The sequence below is a fragment of the Micrococcus sp. iso_26 genome, assembly GCF_056172975.1.
The window spans coordinates 1,743,166-1,759,115 of the sequence record NZ_CM149652.1 but is presented as its reverse complement, the minus strand read 5'-3'; the positions used below and the strand labels follow the sequence as shown (position 1 = coordinate 1,759,115).

Genomic DNA, 15,950 nt, shown 5'->3' with positions numbered 1-15,950 from the left:
CCGCAGGAGGAGAACTCGACGTGTCAAAGACAGGGCGCTTCACTTGTGCATGGCTGCATCCAGTTCCGTCCCGCTGTGGTCAGCGCAGCAGGACGGGTCGGGCGTCGATGCGGGTGCGGAAGAGGGTGTAGGGCTTGACCCGTTCATCCTGCCCCTGCCGGTAGTCGGCCTGGCGGTGGAGCTGGTTCGCGGTGATGTAGAGGTAGCCGTCGGCCGCGACCGAGAGCGTGTCCGGCCACAGCAACCGAGGGTCGCTGACCACGGTCTCCCACGCCCCGACGGTGTCGACCCGACGCCGCAGCACCGCGTTGTGCTCGTAGTTCGTCGCATACACGTTGCCCTGTGCGTCGGACTCCAGGCCGTCGCCGGCCCCGCCCTTGTCGCCTTCATCACGCACGGTCGCGGCCACCGCCGCCTCATCCAGGGCTCGGTCCACCAGCGCGTCGGTAGCCACACTGTAGAGCCGCCGGGATGCCAGCGGGCAGTAGTAGAGGCGGGCGCCGTCGGCGCCGATGGCGATTCCGTCCGCGCCCATCGCGATCGCCGGCGCCACGGTCCCGTCCTCCTGGCGGGCGACCATCGGGCGGCCCTCGACAACCGGCATGAAGTCTGTGAGCGGCTCGGCCTTCGTGGAGGGGTGCTCGTGCAGCCGCCGCCAGCTCTGACCGGTGGCCAGGTCCACCACCACCAGCGCGTTGGGTCCCTGGTCGGAGGAGTCGGTGAGGTAGGCGACGCCCTCGGCTCCGCGGCGCAGGTCGAAGCGCACGTCGTTGAGGTAGCTGGTGGGCAACGCGACATCCTGGGGGAACAGGATGGTCTTGACCACTGTGTCGCTGGTCAGGTCGACGCAGACGAGCTTGGGCCCGCCGTAGGTCGTGGGCTTGAATAGCGGGCTTCCGGTGTCCAGGATCCACAGCCGATCGGCAGGGTCCACCACCACGCTCTGCACCGAGACCAGGGTGTTCACCAGGTCGTCGGAATCGGTGCGATTGATGGCCTCGTTCGGGTAGGCCACCGCCTCGCCGTCGCGAATTTCGGCCACCGTGAAGGCGACGTCATCGCCCCACTTCGGGTAATTGACGAAGATCCGCCCCCGGTGCGAGACCGTGACGCCGGTGAGCATGGCGCCGTGGAAATGGGCCACTTCCTCCAGCTCGCCCACCGGCTGCTCCGCGGGCAGGCCTTCCGATCGATTCTCCATCACATCGCTCCTGTCAGTCGGGCTCGTGCTCGGAACGGTACACCGGGTTCTCGGCCGCCGGGGCGGGAGCCTTCGGGCAGGACCAGTTCTGCCCGGCAGTCCCAGTGGGTTGCGGTGTGCGGTGCCCAGGACCCCGGTGCATGGAGAGCCCCCGTCCAAGTCACGTAAGGGGAGTGGTGCGCCGGTCAGCTGGTCCGGGCCACGGCGCTGAGCAGGGTGACCGCGACCGCGTCGATCTCGTGCGCTTCCACGCCGCCGACCTGGTTGAGCACCCGCAGCCGCGCCAGGGCGCTGTCTCCGATCGCCAGGACACCGTCTGATGAGACCAGCCCGACGTTGAAGTGTTCGGCCCACTCATCCCAGACGCCGCGGCTTTCGCACGCGAAAGCAACGAGTCGCGGGTCGTCGTGGGCATGTCGGAAGATCCGCGACTCGCCTCCGGACTGACCCGTCCCGGGCAGACCAGCCTCGTACAAACGCACCGGCACGCCCTGCTCCCGCAGCGCGTACGCCGTCGACAGACCAACGATCCCACCCCCGATCGCTGCTACCTCGGGTGAACGCGTCGTGGCAACGCCGTCGTCAGTTCCTGTCATCGCGGTTCCTCGATCTGTTGGTGATGAGCGATACGCCGCAGGAGAAGGGCCGCTGCCACGACGTCAGCGGGCTGTGTAAGCCCGCAGTCACCGCGCACAGCGACCCCTTCCTCTCTGGGCTAGGGCGTGTCTCCCTTATGCGCGTAGCCAGGTGAAGATGGCGCAGAGGGTGACGGCGGCGCGGTAGGTGATCGCTAGCTTGTCGTAACGAGTGGCCAAGCCGCGCCATTGCTTGGCTAGGGCGAAGTGGCGTTCCACGACGTTGCGCCCGCGGTAGGCCTGGGCGTCGAAGGCCGGCGGCCGCCCGCCGCGGCTGCCGCGACGGGCTCGGGCCGCGATCTGGTCCCGTTTCTCCGGAATTACCGCGGTGATTCGGCGGCGGCGCAGCTCGTTGCGAATCACTCCGGTGGCATAGGCCCGGTCGGCGATCACCGCCTCCGGGCGGGCTCGGGCGGCGCCGGCGCCGAGTCGGGGAATCTGGATTTCGGCCAGCACCTGCGCCAGCACGGCCTCGTCGTTGCGCTGCCCGCCGGTGACGATCGCGGCCAGCGGCCGGCCGCGGCCATCGACGGCGTGGTGAATCTTGGTCGTCAGCCCGCCGCGGGAACGCCCGATGCCGTGCCCGGGCGGCTCAACCTCATCCAGCGGCAGTTTCTTGTGATTCGCCCCGGCCCCCTGTGTCCTGGTCCGGACGAGTGGTGTTCGTGGCGTGCTGATGGGCCCGGGCGATGGTCGCATCGACCGAGACGGCCCAGTCAATCATCCCGGCCGCATCGGCCTCGGCCAGCACGTGGGTCAGCACCCGATCCCAGGTCCCATCCGCGGCGTAGTGTAAGCGACCATGAAAAGCTGCCCATAGGTGGCCAGGGAATGACCCGCTGACGGCCATGAGGACTGCCCAGTGATGGCCACGGGAACTGCCCGGTGCTGGCCATCTGGTTTGCCCGCGTTGCTCGTTGCCCGCCGCGTCGTGAGCCGGCGGGGGCCTCCTCCCCGGGTTGGATATCGGTGTCGAATCGAATCCAGCGAGGAAGAGGCCCTGAATGAAGGATGCCGCAGAAACCATGAAAATACTCAGTGCCTATGACCTGACCAAGTCATTGCGGGGCGCCGCCGAGCTGGCCGGTTGCTCCCATCACACCGTGGCCCGGCTGGTGCGGGCCCGCGACGCCGGCCAGACCCCTGGATCCGGAGCCAGCCGCCCGAAGGTCACCGATGTCTGGCTGCCCAAGATCGAGGAATGGGTCGAGGCCTCCACGGGCAGGATCCGCGCCGATGTCGTGCACGCCAAGCTCACCGCAATGGGCTACACCGGCTCTGAGCGCTCCACCCGGCGGGCGGTGGCCGAGGTGAAGGCCGCCTGGCGGGCCGGGAAGCGCCGGGTGCACCGGCCCTGGATCACCGAGCCGGGCGCATGGCTGCAGTACGACTTCGGCGATGGGCCGGCGATCGACGGGGCCAAGACGGTGCTGTTCGTGGCCTGGCTGGCCTGGTCCCGCTACCGGATCGTCATCGCCCTGCGTGATAGGACGGCTCCGAGTGTGTTCGCCGCCCTGGACCGGTGCTTCCGGCTGATCGGGGGCGCGCCGACCTATGTGCTGACGGATAACGAGAAGACAGTGACGGTCTCTCATGTGGCCGGGGTGCCGGTGCGTAACCAGGCCACCGTGGCGTTCGCTCGGCATTACGGCGTGGAGGTGCTGACCTGCCAGCCAGCGGATCCGGCCGCCAAGGGCGGGGTGGAGAACGCGGTGAAGCTGGCCAAGGCCGACCTGGTCCCGAAGGACACCAACCTGCGGGACCAGTACGCCTCGTTCGCTGAGCTCGAGGCCGCCTGCGCGGGGTTCATGGCCATGGTGAACTCCCGGGAGCACCGGGTGACCCGGCGCCGCCCGGACCACATGCTCGCCGAGGAGACCAGCGCGTTGCATCGGATCCCCGCCACGGCGCACACCGTGGCCTACGGGGTGGGACGGAAGGTGCCGGAGAACACGCCGATGGTCTCCTTCGAAAACGCCCAGTACTCGGTGCCCGCGCACCTGCTCGGGGCCGAGGTGTTCGTGCGCCATCACGGCACCGGACCGGACTCGATGGTGGTGATCATGCACGCCGGTGCGCAGGGGCCGGTGGAGGTCGCCCGGCACCGGGTGGCCCGGCCCGGGTCCCCGGCCATCGACGACGCGCACTTCCCCGGCCACGAGACGGACAAGGTGCCCGGGGACTACACCCCGGTGCCCCGTTCGGCGGCGGAGGCCGAGTTCCTGGCCATCGGGGCCGGAGCGAGGACCTGGCTGGTGGAGGCCGCCGCGGCCGGCACCAGCCGGATCGGTCAGAAGATGGCCGAGGCCGTCACCCTGGCCAAGCTCGCCGGCACCGACCAGGTCGACCGCGCCCTCGGGGTGGCCGCGGTGCACCAGCGCTTCGCCCACGGCGACCTGGCCTCCCTGCTCACCGCCGCCGGCCACCGCACCGGGATGCACACCGCCACCGAGGAACGGTCCCTGACCCAGGGCACCGCCGGCTGGGCCGGCCTCGGTACCTCCAACACCGAGGGGGCAGCCCGGTGAGCATCCACACCCCGAACACCGCCGCACCGGCGCTGCCGGCCGATTTGGAGGCGCTGTTGCGGCAGCTGAAGATGCCCCACGCCCGCGGTATCGCCGCCGAGGTACTGGCCACCGCCCGGGCCCAACGCTGGGAGCCGGCCGAGGTCCTCAAGGCCCTGCTGGTCGAGGAGACCACCGGTCGGGCCCGATCCATGCTCGCCGCCCGGCGCAAGGCCGCCGGGTTCCCCACCGGCAAGACCTTCACGACCTGGGATCCGGGCGCCTCCTCGATCCCGGCCCCGACCCAGCAGTCCCTGCGCACCCTGGAATGGCTCTCGCGCAGAGAGAACCTCGTGGTCTGCGGGCCCTCCGGCACCGGCAAGACCTTCTTCCTCGAGGCCCTGGGCCAGCAGGCCGTGGAGGAGGGCAAGCGGGTGGCCTGGTTCACCCTGGAGGACCTCGGGGCGATGATCCGGGCCCACCGGCCCGATGACACCATCACCAAAGCCGTCGCCCGAATCCTGCGCGCCGACCTGATCGTCATCGACGACATCGGCCTGCTGCCGGTCGCCGACGATGCCGCCGAGGGCCTCTACCGCATCGTGGACGCCGCCTACGAGAAACGCTCCGTAGCGATCAGCTCGAACCTGCACCCGGCCGGCTTCGACGAGCTGATGCCCAAGACCCTGGCCACCGCCACCGTGGACCGGCTCCTGCACCACGCCCACGTGTGCCAGACCACCGGAGACTCCGTACGGATGACCCAGGCAATGGCCGGGAAGGGAGTCATGCCACTGAACTGATCCCATCACGGTGGCCAGCACCACCACCCAAACGGGCAAACCAGCTGGCCACCAGTGGGCAGTTCTGATGGCCACCAGCGGGAAGAAACACTGGCCGCCTATGGGCAGAACTCAATGGCCCTTGACAGCGTAGCGGCGGTGGCGCTTCCACACCGTCTGCCAGGGCCCGAACTGCTCCCGGGGCAGATCCCGCCACGGGACCCCGGTCCGATACCGGTAGGCGATGCCCTCCACCACCCTGCGGTGCTCCCCGAAGGGATGCCCACGCCGGCCCTGATTCGAGGGCAGCAACGGCTCGATCCGCTCCCACTGCTCGTCCGTGAACACCTGATACCGCGACCCTGTCGACCTCACCCGACCAGCCTGCCGCGAGCCTCACCACCGATAAGGGAGACACGCCCTAGGGCAGATGGGACTTCAACGGCGATGTTGTGGCGAACAGGGTTCGGCCGTCTCGATGGTCCTCAGGACAATAGAACGGCCCGCGGGGGCCTGCGTCAGGAGAGCGGGTGTGGACATCTTCGGGAAGCCCAAGGCGCTCCTGGGAGAGCAGGGGACGCCGTCGCCGCGCCCACGGACCACGAGGGCAAGGAGATCTGCATCCCGCACGGCACCCCCCGAGTTCGACAGCCCCAACTGGTACCATAAGCAAGTACCACATCGCACCCGAGGAGGCCAGCATGTCCATCAGCGCCAGTGAAGCCCGCAAGACCCTGTTCCCGCTCATCGAGCGAGTGAATGCGGACCGCGACGCCGTAGAGATCGTCTCCCGCAAGGGGAATGCCGTCCTCATGCCCGCGGACGAGTACGCCGCCTGGCAGGAGACCGCCTACCTGTTCCGCTCCCCGGCCAACGCCCGCCGGCTGCTGGACGCCTACGAGCGCGCCCGCGCAGGGAGCGTCGAGGAGCACGCTCTGGACCGCATGGACGGGGACGCCTGAGTGCGCCTCGTGTGGGACCGCTCGGCCTGGGAGGACTACACGCACTGGCAGACCACGGACCGCAAGGTCCTCAAGCGGATCAACACCCTCATCGACGCCGCCCTGCGTGATCCCTTCGACGGGATCGGCAAGCCCGAGCAGCTGAAGTACGGCGCGCCCGGGGCATGGTCCCGACGCATCACGGAGGAGCACAGGCTCGTCTACCTCGTCGACGGCGAGGACCTGATCATCCTCCAGGCGAGGTATCACTACTGACATGCGCTTCACCCAGGCCGAGCTCCAGCAGTTCCGCGACCGCACCGTCCCCGACCTGTTGCCGGACCCGCTGCGGCTGCTGTTCATCGGCATCAACCCCGGCCTGTGGAGCGCCGCCACCGGTGCGCACTTCGCCCGCCGCGGCAACCGCTTCTACCCGGCCCTGCACCGCGCCGGGCTCACCCGACACCTGATCGACGCCTCCGACGGCTACAAGGCCGAGGACCTCGCCGAGCTGCACGCCCGCGGCATCGGGATCTCCAACCTCGTCCCGCGGGCCTCCGCCCGCGCCGACGAGCTCACCGCGGAGGAGCTCGCCGCCGCCCCCGCCCGCCTGGACGCGCTCGTGGCAGCGCATGCGCCGGCCGTCGTCGCTGTGTTGGGGGTGACGGCCTACCGGCAGGCGTTCGGACGCCCGAAGGCGGTGCTGGGGGAGCAGCAGACGCCGTGGCCGGGCACGCGGCTGTTCGTGGCGCCGAACCCCAGCGGGCTCAACGCTCACGCCACCCTGGACTCGCTCGCCGCGGACTACCGTGCGGCCGGTGCCGCGGCGGGGCTCGTGGACTGAGTGCGCCCGCTGTCCCTGCGGCCGCGCTGACGCCTCAGGCCCGTCAGAAGAGCGGCCAGGGCACGGCCGGCGTCAGCCCGCTCGGGGCCGGGAAGATCCCGCCGTCGAGCAACCGGGCACAGCGTTCGGCAAGGGCGTCGACTTCCTCGGCACCCAGCAGCTCCGCCAGCCCCCACCCCAGCTCACCGTCGAGCCCGTGGAGAACCCGGGCGACGCCGTCGCGCTCCTCCTCGCTCAGCGCCTCGCCCAGCCACCCCCACAGCACGGTGCGCAGCTTGTCTTCCACATGGAACGTGAGCCCGTGGTCCACCCCGTACCGGTGCCCGCCGGGCATGGCGAGAATGTGGGCGCCCTTGCGGTCGGCGTTGTTCACGATCACGTCGAACACCGTCATGCGGCGCAGCGCCGCCGTGTCCTCGTGGGCCAGGACCAGCCGATTCCCGTCCTCGTCCTCACCCTCCAGGATCGTGAGCCACCCCGAGGCCGGCACCTGGTCCGCCGGGAACAGGTCCACGGCGTCCTGCTCAGGATCCTGCTCCTGCCAGAGCTGCACCATCCCCTCGCCGAACGGGCCCTCGTGCAGCCAGGTGCGCGGCACGATCTCCCACCCCAGCGCCTCGGACACCAGGTGCGCGGCCACCTCGCGGCGGGCCAGGGTCCCGGCGGGGAAGTCCCACAGCGGGGCCTCACCGGCCACCGGCTTGTAGACCACCGAGGTGTCCCCGATGCTGCCCAGGAAGGTGGCGTTGGAGGCCGTCGTGATGCGGCCGGTGAGCATCAGCTCCCCGGACACCAGCTCGCCGGCGGGCACGTCCGCGGCGCTCATCAGGAGTCGGGGAAAGTGCAGTCGTGGCCGTCGGGGTCGATGGGCTGGCCGCAGTCCGAGCAGACCGGACGCCCGGCGTCCACGACCTCCCGGGTGCGCCGAGCGAACGCCCGGGCGGCGCCGACGGGCATCCGCACGCGCACGGCCTCGGCGTCCGCCTCGAGCGCCGGGTCGGCGTCGTCGTCGGTCAGGGGGTGCGCGTCGACGAGCACCTGCGCGGTGGTGGGGTCCCAGCCCAGGCCGATAGCCCCCACCCGGAACCACTCCTGCACCGGGTCCAGCGGATCGTTGTCCACGAGTTCCACGGGCGTGCTGGCCGGGACGCTGTGCGGGTTGCCCTCCAGCGCCATGAGATCGTCGAGGATCTCGTCGATCATCTCCGCCATCAGGGCCGACTGCTGCTTCTCCAGCGCCAGGCTCACCAGCCGGGGCCCGGTGCGCACCTGCAGGTAGAACGTGCGGGCGCCGGGACGCCCGAGCGTCCCGATCACGACGCGATCCGGCCAGTCGAACTCATGGGCGGGGGCAGGTGCATCAGTCATGCCACGATCCTAGGCGTCCGCTCGTCCACCGCACCGGCGCCCGTGCCTGCGCCGCCGCCCACCGGGGCGTCGTCGGACGGGCCGAGGGTCGCCAGCCAGGACAGGTCCCCGGCGTCGGTGTTCATCGCCCAGACCCGCGGGCGGGCCGGACCGTAGCTCACGATGGACACGGAGGCGGGCCCCACCTCGATCCGCTGGAACAGATCCAGGTGCGTGCCGAGCGCGTCGGCCAGGATCGACTTGATGACGTCCCCGTGGCTCACCGCCACCCACACCGCCCCGGGCCCGTGCTCGGCCTCGACCGCGGCGTCGTGCCGGCGGATCGCCGCCACCGCGCGGGCCTGCATGCCCGCCATGGACTCCCCACCGGGGAAGACGACGGCGGACGGCTGGGTCTGCACCGTCGCCCACAGGGGCTCGGTGGCCAGGTCGCTGAGCGCGCGTCCCTGCCACTGGCCGTAGTCGCACTCGGTGAGGTCGTCGTCGACCAGCGAGGGCACCGTCCCCGGCTGGCGATCGAGGAGGGCGCGGGCCGTCTGCGCGCACCGCTCCAGGGGACTGGCCACCACCGCGGCCACGGGCACGGCCGCGATCCGGCCCCCGGTGCGTGCCGCCTGCTCCCGTCCGTGATCGTCCAGGCTGACCCCGGGGGTGCGGCCCGCCAGCAGTCCGGTCGCGTTGGCCGTGGTGCGGCCGTGCCGCACGAGGAGAACCGTCGCCATGGCCTCAGCGTAGCGAGGGGATGCCCGCCTCTCGCGGACAAAGCCTCGCGGCCATGACGCAAAGGGTCAGTGACGCAACGCGAGCACGCCTATGCCCGGCAAGGCTGACGCCCGTCTGCAGGCCTCGAACGCCCGGAGCAGGCCCTCGAGGCCTAGGACGGCGCCCTGCTGCTGGTCACCCACGACCGCCGCATGCTCGAGGCCGTCCGACTCGACCGCCGCTGATACCCTCCCCCGGTAGTCAACCTCCTGCTCTCGGTGACGTTCGCGTGCGGCGTGGCGATCGCCGGGCTCCACGTGGTGAACCGGCGGTTCATCACGCCGATGTACGACGTCGTCCTCAACCTGGCCGCGTTCCTCGCCGCCGTCGCCTCCTCCGTGCTCCTGGGGCACGTGCTGCCCGCGGTGTTCGCCGCGCTGGCCGTGCTCGCCTGGCTGATCCTGGCCGTCCGCACGGTGCGCGCCCGCCGCGCGGGACATAAGTCTGCCGGCCAGCGCCCCGCCGGCGCCGGCCTCTAGGCTGGCGCCATGTCCTTCCTGATCCCTTCCGTCCCCGTCTCCTGCGGCTGCCGCCGCGAGGTCCGGGAGGAGACGGGGCTGGAGGTGACCGCCGGGCGGCTCGTCGCCGTCGACACGCGGCCCAGCAAGGCCGACGGCCGGATCGGCCTGCGCTTCCTCTTCCGCGCCGTCCACCCGCTCACTGCTGCGGACGTCGCCGCCATCCGCCTGCAGGAGGACGAGGCCTCCGAGCATAGCTTCGTGACGTGCCAGGAGGCCCGGAAGCTCCTGCGCCCGGCGATCGCCCGCCGCGTCGACGCCGCCTGGGACGCCGCGCACTGCGTCTACCTGGAGGACGGGCGTCCCGCCGCGGGGGTGGATCAGCCGGCGGGCTGAGGCCCGTCCTCCGGCCGGACGAGCGGTGCCCGGCGGCGTCCCCGTCCCGGATGAGGGCCGCTGCCTGATCTGCGGGCGTGATCGTGGCGGCGCGGTCAGGAGGGTGGACGCGGGACGAGACGGTGCGCCCAGGCAACGGCGGGACGGTCCCACGGACGCCGCTGCCGTGTTCTCCGCATCCGTGATCGACGACGCCACAGGCGTCAACATGGGCATCGGCTTCCTCGGCGTCGCCCTCGGCTTCGCCTGACCGTGGTGGCCATGGCCTACGCCGTGGGTCACGTCTCCGGCGGTCACTTCAACCCGGCAGTCACCCTGGGTGCGGCGCTCGCGGGTCGTCTGCCGTGGAAGCTCACTGTGCCGTACTGGATCGCCCAGCTCGTGGGCGGCGTGGCGGCCGGCGGCGTGCTGCTGGCGATCGCCTCCGGTCGTCCGGGCTACTCGCTTGCGGAGAACGGCCTGGCCACCAACGGCTACGGCGAACTCTCGCTCGCCGGCTACTCGATGGGCGCGGTGTTCCTGACAGAGGCGCTGCTGACCGCCGTGTTCCTCTACATCATCCTCGGCGCCACGGACCGCCGTGCTCCGTCCGGCTTCGCGCCGCTGGCCATCGGCCTGACCCTCACGCTGATCCACCTGATCTCCATCCCCGTGTCGAACACCTCCGTGAACCCCGCTCGCTCCTTCGGCGTGGCCCTGTTCGCAGGCGGGGACGCCCTCGGCCAGGTCTGGCTGTTCTTCGTGGCCCCGTTGTTGGGCGCCGCGGTCGCCGGTCTCAGCTACCGCTTCGTCTTCCCCAACTCCTCCCGGATGACCGAGGAGCTGCCCGAGCCCGCCGCCGACGGGACGCGTGACGCCGTCTGACCCCTGCCATTCGGACCCTGCCCTCACCGCCCCTTCTCTTCCCGCACCTCCTTGGAACGCAGCAGGCGCGGCGCCGTCGTCAGCGCCAACCCGCCGAGGATGTTCAGGGGGATCACCCACCACACCCAGCTGAGCCACTCGAGCCAGCCCACGCCGTGCGCTCCGGACGGGATGGCTCCGATGATGAGGATCGAGTCCATCACCGAATGGAAGAGCGAACCGCCGGCGAGGACGACGGCTCCGGCGACGGACGCGACGATCATCGCCGTCGGGCTGTCCGTCCCGGCCTGCATCCGCGTCACGAGGGTGATCGCCACCCCGGCCAGGACCGCCAGGGCGGCGCCCTGCCAGCTGAAGCCGATGTCCAGGAAGTGGTGGGCGCTCTCGGCCAGGGTGCCGTGCAGGTCGGGGAACCCCGCCACCACGAGGGCGATCATCACGGTGCCGCCGAGGAGGTTCATCACGAGGGTCACCGCCCACAGACGCAGCAGCTCCATCCACGTGCCCCGGCCGGCGGCGATCGCGGTGATCGGGTAGTAGAACCCCTCCGTGAAGAGCTCGGAGTGGGCGAGGAACAGGCTGACCAGGCCGATGGAGAACGCGAGTCCGGCCAGCAGGTGGCTGCCCGTCTCGTGGAGCGTGAGCAGGTACGCGAGCAGGCCGATCGTGATCTCGACGCCGCCCAGGAACCCGGTGGTCGTCAGGGCGGTGAGGGACCGATGCAGGCGTTCCGCGCCCTCGTCTGCCGCCTCCCTGTGGGCCGCCGGCCTGCCGGAGACGGACTGACCGGCATCGCTCCCTTCACGGTCATGTCCGTGGCACACTGGGCCCATGATGCATGACGAACGGCCCACGGGTCGGCTGGGCCTCGCCCTGGGCGGCGGAGGAGCGCGCGGGCTGTGCCACATCGGGGTCTGGCGGGTGCTCGAGGAGCTCGACATCCGCCCGGACGTGCTCGCGGGAACGAGCATGGGCGGCCTCCTCGGCGCGCTCATAGCCGCCGGTCATGACGCCGCCTCGCTCGAGAAGATCGAGCGGAGCGTGGACTGGCCGCGGCTCATCAACTGGGGCCTGACCGGCGGCATCCTCTCCAGCGAGAGGCTGCGGGCCTGGCTCCGCGAGCTGCTCCCGGACACCTTCGAGGAGCTGCAGATTCCCCTGGTGCTCACCGCGGCCGACGTCGTCGAGGGCCAGACCCGCTACCTGAACACCGGGGACCTCATCACCGCGATCCAGGCGACCACCGCCTACCCCGGCGCGCTGGAGCCGGTGACCGTGGGGGACTCCGTGCTGGTGGACGGCGGCATCCTCAACCAGATCCCGGTGGACGGGGTGCGCTTTCTGGGCGCGCAGCGGGTGATCGCCGTCGATGCCACCACGCTCGAGCCCCTGGAGCGGCCGGAGCCCGGGGCGCGCACCCGCCGTTCGCCCGCCACGTCGCTGCGCCAGGCCATGCGGGCGATCGACGTCATGCAGGCCCAGCTCACCACCGTCCGGCTCTCGCTCTACCGGCCGGACGTGCTCATCAGCCCGCCGATCGAGGGGATGACGGTCGCGGACTTCCGCAGCTCCGGCGTCGCCATCGCGGCGGGAGAGGAGGCGACGCGCGCCCGGGCCGAGAAGCTCGTGGAGCTCAGTCGCGGCAGAATGGCCTGACGCCCGCCGCACTTCCGTCAGGAGCACCATGACCGCCACCCTTGTCGCCTCCGGCCTCGCCGGCGGCCACGGCCACCGCACGCTCTTCGAGGATCTGGACCTCACGGTCGCGCCCGGGGACGTCGTCGGCGTCGTGGGGGCCAACGGCGCGGGCAAGTCCACCCTGCTGCGCATTCTCGGCGGGGACCTCGCGCCGCAGGCCGGCACGGTCAGCCTGGCCCCGGCCGACGCGTTCGTGGGCTGGCTGCCGCAGGAGCACGAGCGGGTGCCGGGGGAGACGGTCGCCGGGTACATCGCCCGCCGCACCGGCTGCGCCGAGGCCACTCGAGAGATGGACGCCTCCGCTTCGGGCCTGGCGGACCCGGACGTCACGGACGCCGCCGCAGACCGCTACAACACCGCCCTCACCCGCTGGCTGGCCTCCGGCGCCGCGGACCTGGAGGAGCGCATCCCCGCCGTCCTGGCCGACCTCGGCCTCGACCTCTCCGCCTCCCCGGAACAGGTCCTCATGACCTCCCTCTCCGGTGGGCAGGCCGCCCGCGTCGGCCTCGCCGCGCTGTTGCTCTCCCGCTTCGACGTCGTGCTCCTGGACGAGCCCACCAACGACCTGGACCTCGACGGTCTGACCCGCCTGGAGGCCTTCGTGCAGGAGCTGCGCGGCGGCGTCGTGCTGGTGAGCCACGACCGCGAGTTCCTGGCCCGCTGCGTCACCCGCGTCCTGGAGCTCGACCTCGCCCAGCGCACCAACCGCGTCTACGGCGGCGGCTACGAGGCCTACCTCGAGGAGCGGGCCACCCTGCGCCGCCAGGCCCGGGAGAAGTACGAGGAGTTCGCCGAGCAGAAGCAGGACCTCGTCTCCCGCGCCCGCACCCAGCGGGAGTGGTCCAGCCAGGGCGTGCGCAACGCGATGAAGAAGTCCCCGGACAACGACAAGCTGCGCCGCAAGGCCAACAGTGAGTCGAGCGAGAAGCAGGCCCAGAAGGTCCGGCAGATGGAGAGCCGCATCGCGCGCCTGGAGGAGGTGGAGGAGCCACGCAAGGAGTGGAGGCTGGAGTTCACCATCGGCGCGGAGCCGCGCTCCAGCTCCGTGGTCGCCACCCTCAACGATGCCGTGTTCCGGCTGGGTGGCTTCACGCTCGGCCCGGTGTCCCTCCAGGTCAACGCGGGAGAGCGGATCGGCATCACCGGGCCCAACGGGGCCGGCAAGTCCACCCTGCTGCGCGGGCTGCTGGGCCGCCAGGCCCCGGACGAGGGCACGGCCGCCCTGGGATCCAGCGTGCAGATCGGGGAGATCGACCAGGCGCGCTCACTGCTGGCCGGGACCGCCCCGCTCGCTGCGGCCTTCGAGGCGCTCGTGCCCGAGATGGCCTCCGGGGAGGTGCGCACCCTGCTGGCCAAGTTCGGCCTCAGGGCCGACCACGTGAACCGCCCCGTGGACGAGCTCTCTCCCGGCGAGCGCACCCGGGCATCCCTGGCCCTGCTCCAGGCCCGCGGGGTGAACGTCCTGGTGCTCGACGAGCCCACCAACCACCTGGACCTGGAGGCCATCGAGCAGCTCGAACAGGCCCTGGAGACCTATGAGGGCGCCCTGCTGCTCGTCACCCACGACCGCCGCATGCTGGACACCGTCCGCACCGACCGCCGCTGGCAGGTCCAGGACGGGCGGGTGACGGAGCGCTGATGTCTCGGGCGCGGCGGCCGCGGCGTCAGGCCGGTGGGCATCGTCACCCTTGCCCGAGATTCGGTCGTGTACGACCATGAGAGTTCAGTCCCCACCGACGAAAGGGCCCCAGACATGTCCCGCATCCTGATGATCCTCACCTCGCACGACCAGCTGGGCGACACCGGCCGCAAGACCGGGTTCTGGCTCGAGGAGTTCGCCTCGCCCTACTATGTCTTCACGGACGCCGGCCACGAGGTCACCCTCGCCTCGCCCCGCGGCGGCCAGCCGCCCATCGACCCGACGAGCTCGAAGCCGGAGATGCAGACCGAGGCCACCCGCCGGTTCGACCAGGACGAGGAGGCCAAGGCCGCCCTGGCCCACACCACGCCCCTGGCCCAGGTGGACGTGGACGGGTTCGACGCCGTCTTCTACCCGGGCGGTCACGGCCCGCTGTGGGACCTGGTGTCCGACGCCGACTCCACGCGGATCATCCTCGACAGCGACGCGGCCGGGCGCCCGCTCGGCCTCGTCTGCCACGCGCCCGGGATCCTGCACCCGATCACCGCCGCCGACGGCACCCCGTTCGTACGCGGCCGTCAGGTCACCGGGTTCACCAACGGCGAGGAGGAGGCCGCCCAGCTGACGGACGTCGTCCCGTTCCTCGTCGAGGACTCGCTGATCGCCGCCGGCGCGGACTACCGCAAGGGCCCGGACGGGGAGAGCTTCGTGGTCACGGACGGCACCCTGGTGACCGGCCAGAACCCGGCCTCCTCCGCCGACGCCGCCCGCCGCCTCCTGGACCTGCTCGCGCGCTGACCCTCCACCGAGCCCGCCGCCCCGACCCCGAGGAGACCACCATGAGCACCCCCACCCGCACGCGCGAGATCCACCTCGCCTCCCGCCCCCACGGCGCCCCGACGCCGGAGAACTTCCGCCTCACGGAGGTCGAGCTCCCCGAGCTCGCCGAGGGCCAGGTCCTCGTGCGCAACACCGTGATGTCCGTGGACCCGTACATGCGCGGCCGCATGAACGACGTCGAGTCCTACGTGCCTCCGTTCCAACTCGACGCCCCCCTCGACGGCGGCGCGGTGGGCACCGTGATCGCCTCGCGCCACGCGGACGTGCCGGAGGGCACGTCCGTGCTCCACGGCCGCGGCTGGCGCGAGCACGCCGTCCTCGACGGCGACACCGTCCAGGTCGTGGACACCTCCCAGTTCTCGGACAGCACCTACCTGGGCGTGCTGGGCATGACGGGTCTGACCGCCTACACCGGCCTCGTGCACGTGGCCGAGATGCAGGAGGGCGACGCCGTCTTCATCTCGGGCGCCGCGGGGGCCGTCGGCTCGGTCGCCGGCCAGATCGCCCGCCTGCTGGGCGCCTCGCGCGTGGTCGGCTCGGCGGGCACGCCCGAGAAGGTGGCGCGGGTGAAGGAGCTGGGCTTCGACGCCGCGTTCGACTACCACGACGGCTCGCCCACCGATCTGCTGGCCGAGGCGGCGCCGGAGGGCATCGACGTCTACTTCGACAACGTGGGCGGCGACCACCTCGAGGCCGCCATCGCCGCGCTGCGGGTCGACGGCCGCGTGGCGATGTGCGGCGCGATCGCCCAGTACAACTCGACGGAGCCGCCGGCCGCCCCGCGCAACCTCGCCCTGGCGATCGGCAAGTGCCTGACCCTGCGCGGCTTCGTCCTGCAGAAGTACGCAGCGCAGGTCCGCCCCGAGTTCCTGGAGCGCGTGGGCCCGTGGGTCGCCGCCGGGAAGATCCAGTGGGACGAGACCGTCCGGGAGGGGCTGGAGAACGCACCCCAGGCGTTCATCGACCTGCTCGAGGGTGCCAACACGGGGAAGATGCTCGTCCGGCTGTGACGGGC

At 71.4% G+C, this 15,950-nt stretch carries 19 protein-coding genes and 3 pseudogenes; 14 read left to right on the top strand and 8 right to left on the bottom strand.

Annotated features, from left to right (window positions below; all coding sequences use genetic code 11):
• Positions 1-79: 79 nt before the first annotated feature.
• The 3 genes and pseudogenes from AC0VX0_RS08100 to AC0VX0_RS08090 form a co-directional block, all read right to left on the bottom strand.
• On the bottom strand, positions 80-1,162 hold the full coding sequence (locus tag AC0VX0_RS08100) for an L-dopachrome tautomerase-related protein (protein WP_475451505.1): 1,083 nt from the start codon (positions 1,160-1,162) through the stop codon (positions 80-82).
• A 224-nt stretch (positions 1,163-1,386) separates the two neighbouring features.
• Positions 1,387-1,797 (bottom strand): FAD-dependent oxidoreductase, encoded by a 411-nt coding sequence (locus tag AC0VX0_RS08095; protein ID WP_070708869.1) that lies wholly within the window; start codon positions 1,795-1,797, stop codon positions 1,387-1,389.
• A gap of 135 nt (positions 1,798-1,932) precedes the next feature.
• Positions 1,933-2,626, bottom strand: a pseudogene (locus AC0VX0_RS08090) (IS5 family transposase); the annotation flags it as partial.
• Positions 2,627-2,840: 214 nt separating this feature from the next.
• Here AC0VX0_RS08090 and AC0VX0_RS08085 point away from each other — a divergent pair.
• Positions 2,841-4,364, top strand: coding sequence for an IS21-like element ISMlu14 family transposase (locus AC0VX0_RS08085; RefSeq protein ID WP_031943827.1), 1,524 nt, complete (start codon positions 2,841-2,843; stop codon positions 4,362-4,364).
• The gene (gene istB, locus AC0VX0_RS08080) at positions 4,361-5,146 is read left to right on the top strand and encodes an IS21-like element helper ATPase IstB (protein ID WP_010078636.1); all 786 of its coding nucleotides are present in this window, start codon (positions 4,361-4,363) and stop codon (positions 5,144-5,146) included. The genes AC0VX0_RS08085 and istB overlap by 4 nt, the downstream gene beginning before the upstream one ends.
• Before the next feature lie 117 nt (positions 5,147-5,263).
• Here istB and AC0VX0_RS08075 read toward each other — a convergent pair.
• Positions 5,264-5,500, bottom strand: a pseudogene (locus AC0VX0_RS08075) (transposase); the annotation flags it as partial.
• A gap of 326 nt (positions 5,501-5,826) precedes the next feature.
• Between AC0VX0_RS08075 and AC0VX0_RS08070 the strand changes: the two are divergent.
• The 3 genes from AC0VX0_RS08070 to AC0VX0_RS08060 are packed head-to-tail and all read left to right on the top strand — an operon-like array spanning position 5,827 to position 6,910.
• Entirely contained in the window at positions 5,827-6,087 is a 261-nt protein-coding gene (locus AC0VX0_RS08070; RefSeq protein ID WP_036340860.1) for a type II toxin-antitoxin system Phd/YefM family antitoxin, read from the top strand.
• The gene (locus AC0VX0_RS08065; RefSeq protein ID WP_041103932.1) at positions 6,088-6,342 is read left to right on the top strand and encodes a Txe/YoeB family addiction module toxin; all 255 of its coding nucleotides are present in this window, start codon (positions 6,088-6,090) and stop codon (positions 6,340-6,342) included. It abuts the gene before it with no gap.
• Position 6,343: 1 nt separating this feature from the next.
• Positions 6,344-6,910 (top strand): mismatch-specific DNA-glycosylase, encoded by a 567-nt coding sequence (locus AC0VX0_RS08060; protein WP_041103934.1) that lies wholly within the window; start codon positions 6,344-6,346, stop codon positions 6,908-6,910.
• Between the two features lie 43 nt (positions 6,911-6,953).
• Here AC0VX0_RS08060 and AC0VX0_RS08055 read toward each other — a convergent pair whose 3' ends face one another.
• The 3 genes from AC0VX0_RS08055 to AC0VX0_RS08045 are packed head-to-tail and all read right to left on the bottom strand — an operon-like array spanning position 6,954 to position 9,000.
• Positions 6,954-7,736, bottom strand: a complete 783-nt coding sequence (locus tag AC0VX0_RS08055; RefSeq protein WP_070708870.1) for an SCO1664 family protein — start codon at positions 7,734-7,736, stop codon at positions 6,954-6,956.
• The gene (locus tag AC0VX0_RS08050; RefSeq protein ID WP_063190266.1) at positions 7,736-8,278 is read right to left on the bottom strand and encodes a DUF3090 domain-containing protein; all 543 of its coding nucleotides are present in this window, start codon (positions 8,276-8,278) and stop codon (positions 7,736-7,738) included. The genes AC0VX0_RS08055 and AC0VX0_RS08050 overlap by 1 nt, the downstream gene beginning before the upstream one ends.
• Complete coding sequence (locus AC0VX0_RS08045; RefSeq protein WP_186299915.1) at positions 8,275-9,000, bottom strand: histidine phosphatase family protein; 726 nt, start codon at positions 8,998-9,000, stop codon at positions 8,275-8,277. Before AC0VX0_RS08045 ends, AC0VX0_RS08050 begins: the two co-directional genes overlap by 4 nt.
• Positions 9,001-9,123: 123 nt before the next feature.
• Here AC0VX0_RS08045 and AC0VX0_RS08040 point away from each other — a divergent pair.
• The 5 genes and pseudogenes from AC0VX0_RS08040 to aqpZ form a co-directional block, all read left to right on the top strand.
• Positions 9,124-9,225: pseudogene (locus AC0VX0_RS08040) on the top strand (ATP-binding cassette domain-containing protein); the annotation flags it as partial.
• Between the two features lie 33 nt (positions 9,226-9,258).
• The gene (locus AC0VX0_RS08035) at positions 9,259-9,519 is read left to right on the top strand and encodes a hypothetical protein (RefSeq protein ID WP_070708871.1); all 261 of its coding nucleotides are present in this window, start codon (positions 9,259-9,261) and stop codon (positions 9,517-9,519) included.
• 9 nt (positions 9,520-9,528) lie between these two features.
• Positions 9,529-9,894, top strand: a complete 366-nt coding sequence (locus AC0VX0_RS08030; protein WP_240739684.1) for an NUDIX hydrolase — start codon at positions 9,529-9,531, stop codon at positions 9,892-9,894.
• Between the two features lie 103 nt (positions 9,895-9,997).
• Complete coding sequence (locus tag AC0VX0_RS08025) at positions 9,998-10,144, top strand: hypothetical protein (RefSeq protein WP_313955382.1); 147 nt, start codon at positions 9,998-10,000, stop codon at positions 10,142-10,144.
• Positions 10,145-10,155: 11 nt separating this feature from the next.
• On the top strand, positions 10,156-10,758 hold the full coding sequence (gene aqpZ, locus AC0VX0_RS08020; RefSeq protein WP_475451501.1) for an aquaporin Z: 603 nt from the start codon (positions 10,156-10,158) through the stop codon (positions 10,756-10,758).
• A gap of 23 nt (positions 10,759-10,781) precedes the next feature.
• Here the strand turns inward: aqpZ and AC0VX0_RS08015 are convergent, their stop codons facing one another.
• On the bottom strand, positions 10,782-11,591 hold the full coding sequence (locus AC0VX0_RS08015; RefSeq protein WP_070708872.1) for a formate/nitrite transporter family protein: 810 nt from the start codon (positions 11,589-11,591) through the stop codon (positions 10,782-10,784).
• Here AC0VX0_RS08015 and AC0VX0_RS08010 point away from each other — a divergent pair.
• From AC0VX0_RS08010 to AC0VX0_RS07995, 4 genes are all read left to right on the top strand, one after another.
• The gene (locus AC0VX0_RS08010) at positions 11,590-12,414 is read left to right on the top strand and encodes a patatin-like phospholipase family protein (RefSeq protein WP_070708873.1); all 825 of its coding nucleotides are present in this window, start codon (positions 11,590-11,592) and stop codon (positions 12,412-12,414) included. The genes AC0VX0_RS08015 and AC0VX0_RS08010 overlap by 2 nt on opposite strands.
• A 28-nt stretch (positions 12,415-12,442) precedes the next feature.
• Positions 12,443-14,095: a ribosomal protection-like ABC-F family protein gene (gene abc-f, locus AC0VX0_RS08005; RefSeq protein ID WP_070708874.1), complete on the top strand. Its 1,653-nt coding sequence runs from the start codon at positions 12,443-12,445 to the stop codon at positions 14,093-14,095.
• A 114-nt stretch (positions 14,096-14,209) separates the two neighbouring features.
• On the top strand, positions 14,210-14,893 hold the full coding sequence (locus AC0VX0_RS08000; protein ID WP_069941694.1) for a type 1 glutamine amidotransferase domain-containing protein: 684 nt from the start codon (positions 14,210-14,212) through the stop codon (positions 14,891-14,893).
• A 41-nt stretch (positions 14,894-14,934) separates the two neighbouring features.
• The gene (locus AC0VX0_RS07995; protein WP_136940155.1) at positions 14,935-15,945 is read left to right on the top strand and encodes an NADP-dependent oxidoreductase; all 1,011 of its coding nucleotides are present in this window, start codon (positions 14,935-14,937) and stop codon (positions 15,943-15,945) included.
• Positions 15,946-15,950 lie beyond the last annotated feature (5 nt).